Below are 6,393 nucleotides of genomic sequence, written 5' to 3'. Positions count from 1 at the left end.
ACATCGCCCAAATCAGCGCTTGCTGCTCGACGTCAAACCCAACCGGACCCACACCCATCCCGACCTCCACCAGCACATCATCATCGGCCTGCAGTGATGCGCTGACTGGTTGAGCTCAAGGTCTGTTATGAGACGGGGCTCAGCAGCCGCTGCAGGTGTCTAGGCGTGATGTGTTCGAGCATCGCGTTGGCTACCCGTTTGGCATCGGGAACCGCCCACGCGGGGTCGCCTTTATAGTTCGGGTTGGTAGTGATGTCAGGGCCAGGGCCTACTGCGCTGGACGCAGGAGATGGCCGAGCATCTGGGCCACTATTCGGCTCGCGTGGTTGGCATCGACATTGCCGGGCAGAGGTCCTGACCGCCAGGTAGAGCGTGTAGGTGCGGATGAGATTGTTTCAGGATCCTGAATTACTTTGGGGCGGTTACCCTCTAGCTCGACAATGAGCTGTAACGCGAAGGTCCAGGCGAGGTCGCGAGTTCGACTGATCAACCCGCCGCGGATGCTTGACCATAGCGGTAGCGGTGAATGACTTCTCCCCAGCGCTCAGCGACGATGGCGCGCTGTTCAGCCGTCAGTTCGTAGGTATTCGTATCGTAGTCCGCATGGTCGGCAAGGTACTGTCGCAGGCGCGGCCGGTACTGCTCGAAGCCGCCCAGTCCCAGATGCTCGTACAGGCGGCGCAGCTGCCCCTCGGGATCACCCACCAGATCCTCATAGCGCAACTCGTAGAAGCGTGACGGATCAACGAGTTTGCGCCCTTCCTCCAACTTTCGATACAGGTCGATGTACGTAGACAAAATCTGTTCGTCCAATCCCGTGAATGTCGGCCGTTGCAGGCCGTGTTTGCGATACAGCGACTGCCGAAGATGAATGGTCGACGGGTAAACAACATAGGGGTCCCTGACGATGTGGATGAACTTCGCCTGCGGAAATAGTTCCGACAGCACCTTGATCCGGAAACTATGCGGCGGGTTCTTGAGGATCACCCGCTTACGACGACGGAAGTACACTTGTTGAACGAACCGGAAGAGGGTCTGTTTCCACGCTTCTAGCTCCCGCGACGTCAGCTGGTCCAAGTCCAAATACCGCAGAAACTGCTGCGGTCGGTTCGGGAACGCGATGGTCAGATACGGCGACGGCTGCCCCAGCATGCACCACACGAATTCGTCCTCCTGCGGGTGACGCAAGCTCAAATCCATGTTGTCCATGGCCCGGTGCCTCGACACCAGAAACTCTGCCCACGGTGCGACCCACTCGGTCAGCAGAAAATGGTGCGGCACAAGGCATTCGTAACCCGTGGGACCGGTGTGGCGTTCGTCGAGCACCAACATTTCGTGAAGCAGGGTGGTGCCGGTGCGCCAGTGCCCCACGATGAATATCGGTGGGTCGGCGATCACCGTGTTGGCCACCCGCCTGCCAAATAGCACTTTCTGCCACAACCCCAAAAAAGAATTTACTACGCTGAGAAACGTGTACAGGACAGCGAAGTGCCAGCGACTCCAGTGCACGGCGAAACGGTTACGGATCAGTAGACGCGTCCAGGCGGAGAAGTTGCAACCGATCCACAGCGGTGCCGCCCACTCACGCCAGCGGGAAAGCAGGGTCGAGGAACGTGACGTTTGCATCGCACCCTTCCTTCTGACCGCTAAGCGCGATCAGACGTGAGCTACGCACGACGCGGGTGCCCGGCGCGTCGCAGCGACCCGTAACCGGGTCAGGCCGCGAAGGTTGGCGTTTGTCGACCACGCCGGCGGCTCAACCACCTCTATCCGGTCGATGTTATCGACGATCTCGCGCAGGACCGCTTGGCCCTCCATCCGCGCCAGCTGGGCACCGGGACACAAGTGGATGCCGGAGCCGAACGCGACATGCCCAACCGGGTTGCGGTCGGCGCGAAAGACATCCGGGTCGTCGTATTGGCGCGGGTCGCGGTTCGCGGCACCCCACGCCAGCAGCACGAGGGAGCCTGCCGGGATGACGGCCCGGCCGACGGGATAGTCGACGCGCGTTGTGCGGCAGATGTTTTGGATCGGGGACGCAAAGCGAAGTTGCTCCTCGATCGCCGACGGGATCAGCTCCGGTCGCTGCGCAAGGAGCCCGAGCTGGTCCGGATGGTCGGCGAGCGTGAGGAACAACGTGCTGAGCAGATTGGCGGTGGTCTCATAGCCCGCAACCAGCAGCAGCAGCGCGAAGAAGAACAGTTCTTCGGCGCTGAGCCGACCGTCCTCGGCCTGCACCGCGAGTTTTCCAAGCAGGGTCTGGTGGTCCAACCCGCCGTCGCGCAACCTGTCGGTGAAGAAGGCATGTAAGTGCCGAAATCCGGAGAAACTGTGGACAAGCGACAACAGCCCGGACGCTGACAAGTCGACGTCGGTGATCCGAACCACCCGCTCGGACAAACGGCAGAAAGCGGCCTGGTCGGGACCCGGTATGCCGAGAATATGGGTGATAGTGCGCATCGGCATCGGTGCCGCCACCGCGGAAACGACGTCGGCGGTTGTCTGGGTCAGCAGCCCGTCGACCAACTCTCGGGCAAGGTGGTCGATCATCGGGCGCCACGACTCCAAAGCGCCGCGGGTGAAACCCGCCGCGAGTTGCTTGCGCATCCGGGTGTGCACGGGCGGATCGGACGTGGGCAGGAAGGGCAACCGCAGCCGGGAAAAGGTCACTCCGCGGGCGCTGGACAACGCGCAATGGTCACGCGCAGCCGCACGGACGTCGGCGTATCGGCTCAAGATGTAAACGTCGTGCTTGGGGTTGTACTGCACCCGCTCGCCCGCCAACAACGCCCGGTAATGCGGGTACGGGTCGGCGGCTATTGCGGGGTCTAATGGGTCGAAGTCGGTGAGCTGCACATGCTTCTGGCCACTAGTGCCGACGAGCCTCGACCGGGCCTTTCCGGCGGCGCTGAGTGTGAGTCCCTTCACGAGCTCGGGCCCATAGGTTCGCACCAGCCGCGCGTCGCGCCGCAGCCTTGCGGAGACCGGAAAAGGGGCCCGAGCAGGCAAGCGATCCCGCACAGCTTTGTCAGTCGGCGCTGGCACGGCGACCCCGGTCGGCAGAATGTTGCCGCCGCCGAACGGGCACGCGCCCTGCGGCACCCCACCCTGTTCTGTCACGGAATGAACCGTGGTCCCGTCATCGCACTCCCGGTATTAAAGGGCACGTAAACTTCCAGAAATTCCTCAGGCTAGCCGCACGGAGTCCCATGGGATGGTCGGTTCTGGTTAAGTCGATGTGAACCGCCTCGATACTGCTTGAGACTCTCGGTTCGCGCAACTCGGCCGAGATCACCGCGTGATCTTGGCGTTGCTCGTACAAAAGCGGCGGTTTGGTGCTCGATTGACGGATGGGTCTGGCGGTGATGCACCAGCGCGCCCAGGAGGTAGTTTCCTGTCCCAGCTCGGCTCGACGGGTGCCGATCGAATGCTGGTCGACCAACACCGATTTATTCAGTCCCACAGCGGATTCCATCAGCGCATCGCCGACGCCGCCGATCGACGCGGCGATCCCGGCTTCGCGCAGTGCCGCGACGAACATATCGACGTGTGCTGAGCGCGTCCGAGTGATCCATTAAACCAGTCGTGGTGAGATGGAACCTTGCGCAGCAGCGTGCGCATGGTGCCTGATCGAGCACCGAGGTGACAACCGCCGTGGCCTTGCTGATCATCACCCGCCAACCCGGGATCCCACGGGAGAGCAAGTCCACGCAGAACGCGGTGTAGCAACCCGGGCAGCGTCCCCGCTCTGCGTCCCTACCGGACCACGGTGGGGCGGCCGAAGTGGGAGCGCACCCCTGGTGAGAACAGTGCGCGTAGGCACGTGCCGGCGGGTCGCACACCGCTGGCGTCCAGCAGGTCGTCGTCGAGGTCGATGATCTCCGCCGCGCGCAACGGCCACGGCTCGTGCTCGTCGGGAATCCACCATGTCCGGCTAGGCGTGCGGACGTGCGCGCCCCATCGAGCAGTGAGCCAGACCTCCAGCGGCGTCGGTTCGACCACTTCACCCACGCTGATCGTAAGTCGGCAACGCAGGCGGCGTCGTGGCCAGCGTCGCACGCTGTGGTAAGTGACTCGGTCGCCGGACCGGGTCATCCGCATCCTCGCCCACGTAAAAGGGAAGCCGACGATTCGGGTGAACGGAACAACCGCTAGGCGAGCCGTCTCTATGGACCGCATGAGCACGCCATGGCGGCCGGCGTCATCGATCGAGTACAGCCAGATGTCCGTCTCTAGGAAAGCGCCGAAGTACGGGATTGGGGGTGCGGTCCCCAGCCCGAGACCGCTCATGGCGAACGGCACCAACGCGACGTAGGTCATCCCGTCGGCGAAGACGTCGGGGCGGGTGCCAGGTGGGTACATATCCGCAACGCTCTCGGGGTGCACCGGCCAATGGACAAAGGTGAGGTCACCCCAGCGTTGGCGGGCAAGGACCGGACGAGGCAGGGGTGGCGGTGTGACCTGGTGGCCGGCGAGCATCGAGATGGCCCTGGAGTCAGTGGCGGACGGATCTGGTGTCGCGGTCACCCCGCCATCGTCACACGGGCGGAGTCGAAGGGCGTAGCGGCTACCCGGCGACACCGTGTCGACGTCTCATCGACCCGACGAGGTGCCAAGCGGTCCACGTCACCTCGGCGACAGCGGCGCTCAGCAGGCGTCCGCGTGACACTACAGTTGAACGGGCTGGCCGTGGAAACCAAGACGGCCAATACTGCTAAGCAGTCGGCAAACATCTCGCAGCGGAGGAGTGTCGGATGAACGCGCTCGGTGAGCGAGCAGTTGTCCTAGGTGCAGGCATGGCAGGATTGCTTGCCGCTCGGGTGGTTTCGGAGTTCTACGAGACCGTCACGCTCGTCGAGCGGGATGTGCTGCCCTCCGCTTCCGCTCAGCGGCGAGGGGTGCCGCACGGGCGGCACCTCCACGCACTCTTGAGCAGCGGCTCACACGCGTTGGATCGGTTATTCCCCGGGCTGCTAGACGATCTCGTCGCCGCCGGTGCGAACATCTGCGATGAAGGCAACCTCTCAAGGGTGTCGATGCGAGTGGGCGGCCATGAGCTCAACAGGTCGGGCACATTCGCCGAACCCTCAGCGCTGGTCCTCTACATTGCCAGCCGGCCGTTGTTGGAATCCCATGTGCGGCAGCGCGTTCGTGCCATCGACAACGTCAGCGTCCTGGACGGCCATGATGTCGTCGAGCCGATCGCTGATCAGCCGCACCGAGTGACCGGCGCTCGGGTGGCCAACCGCGAGACAGGTGCCGAATGCGTGCTGGAGGCAGATCTGGTGATCGACGCGACGGGCCGCGGTGCACCCACACCTGCTTTTCTCGAAACGCTTGGCTACGGCCGACCGAAAAAGCAACGCTCGGCGATGATGCCGTTGAGCTACTCCAGTCAGCTGCTGCGCATCCCGCCGGGCACGATTAAGGAGAAGGTCACCTGCGTCTTTCCGGTGCGCACACGGTCGACCTACGGGGCCCTGTTGGCCTACGAGCACGGGACTTGGATCATGGCCGTTGGCTGCCTCGCTGGGCAGCAACCACCCGCCGACCGAGCAGACATGATCGTGTCCGCCGAGCAATTCGCGCCGCCTCCGCTGCTGGCGGCGTTGCGGGCTGCCGAGCCACTCAGCGAGGTGTCCATCTACCGTTATCCCGCAAGTGTGTGGCGACGGTACGACAAGATGCGACGATTCCCGGCTGGACTACTGGTGCTCGGCGATGCGATCTGCAGCTTAAATCCCATCTATGGCCAAGGAATGTCGGTGGCCGCGCTCGAGGCGGTTGCGCTTCGCGACTGTCTAGCCCGCGGAGATGCCGACTTGAGTCGGCGATTCTTCCGAGCCGCTGCCAAGCAAGTCGGCTGGGCCTGGGCCGCGAACCGCCGGCGCGGCTGGATGTTGACTCAGAGCGCCAAATCCTCGTCGGTGCTGATCGAAGGTCGGCATTCCTTGTCGATGCGGTTCGCGAACTGGTGCACCGACAAATTGCTGACCGCCGCCGAAGAAGACATCGTTATCACCGAGGCTTTCTTTCGGGTACTAAACCTCGTCGACCCGCCAAACCGGATGCTGCACCCAGCAGTAATGATCCGATTGCTCACGGCCAACCGCCGGCGCGGTGAACCCATGGCGGGCGTGGAGCCGGGCCGGTAGTCCTGACACACCGCCACCATCCCCGCTGGGGTCCACGTCAGTATCGTTTCACTGCTGGTCAACGATGTCCGTCATATCGCCGTGCCATCTCTGACACGAAGTTTTGAGACCCTCATAACTCGTCTTGCGCTCAACCGGTCAGTGCATCGGTTGGATCAGGTTAGCCGGTCGTTAGCCCCAGAAGATGGGGTCGGCTCGTTCGTCGAGGTAGTCGAGCAGGTCTTGGACTTGTGGGCTG

General features: G+C 63.2%; 4 protein-coding genes and 1 pseudogene. 1 reads left to right on the top strand and 4 read right to left on the bottom strand.

Going from position 1 to position 6,393, the window contains the following annotated elements; all coding sequences use genetic code 11:
• Window positions 1-486: 486 nt before the first annotated feature.
• The 4 genes and pseudogenes from ACLQI9_RS01595 to ACLQI9_RS01580 all read right to left on the bottom strand — a co-directional run bounded on the left by ACLQI9_RS01595 (window position 487) and on the right by ACLQI9_RS01580 (window position 4,527).
• Complete coding sequence (locus tag ACLQI9_RS01595) at window positions 487-1,626, bottom strand: sulfotransferase family protein (RefSeq protein WP_442378310.1); 1,140 nt, start codon at window positions 1,624-1,626, stop codon at window positions 487-489.
• Between the two features lie 30 nt (window positions 1,627-1,656).
• Window positions 1,657-2,970, bottom strand: a pseudogene (locus ACLQI9_RS01590) (cytochrome P450); the annotation flags it as partial.
• Window positions 2,971-3,139: 169 nt separating this feature from the next.
• Window positions 3,140-3,541, bottom strand: coding sequence for a hypothetical protein (locus ACLQI9_RS01585; protein WP_442378309.1), 402 nt, complete (start codon window positions 3,539-3,541; stop codon window positions 3,140-3,142).
• 215 nt (window positions 3,542-3,756) lie between these two features.
• Window positions 3,757-4,527, bottom strand: coding sequence for a YqjF family protein (locus ACLQI9_RS01580; protein ID WP_442378308.1), 771 nt, complete (start codon window positions 4,525-4,527; stop codon window positions 3,757-3,759).
• A gap of 227 nt (window positions 4,528-4,754) precedes the next feature.
• Between ACLQI9_RS01580 and ACLQI9_RS01575 the strand changes: the two genes are divergently transcribed.
• Window positions 4,755-6,155: an FAD-dependent oxidoreductase gene (locus ACLQI9_RS01575; RefSeq protein ID WP_442378307.1), complete on the top strand. Its 1,401-nt coding sequence runs from the start codon at window positions 4,755-4,757 to the stop codon at window positions 6,153-6,155.
• The last annotated feature ends 238 nt before the right edge of the window (window positions 6,156-6,393 follow it).

Origin of the sequence: Mycobacterium sp., assembly GCF_052143115.1 — a bacterium.
Taxonomy (GTDB): domain Bacteria; phylum Actinomycetota; class Actinomycetes; order Mycobacteriales; family Mycobacteriaceae; genus Mycobacterium.
Note: the sequence above shows the minus strand (reverse complement) of the source record. Positions and strands in the feature narration are given on the sequence as shown.

Coding starts and splice junctions, on each gene's coding strand:
- ACLQI9_RS01575 (WP_442378307.1), top strand. CDS start 4,755: ATGAACGCGCTCGGTGAGCGAGCAGTTGTCCTAGGTGCAGGCATGGCA.
- ACLQI9_RS01585 (WP_442378309.1), bottom strand. CDS start 3,541: ATGTTCGTCGCGGCACTGCGCGAAGCCGGGATCGCCGCGTCGATCGGC.
- ACLQI9_RS01595 (WP_442378310.1), bottom strand. CDS start 1,626: ATGCAAACGTCACGTTCCTCGACCCTGCTTTCCCGCTGGCGTGAGTGG.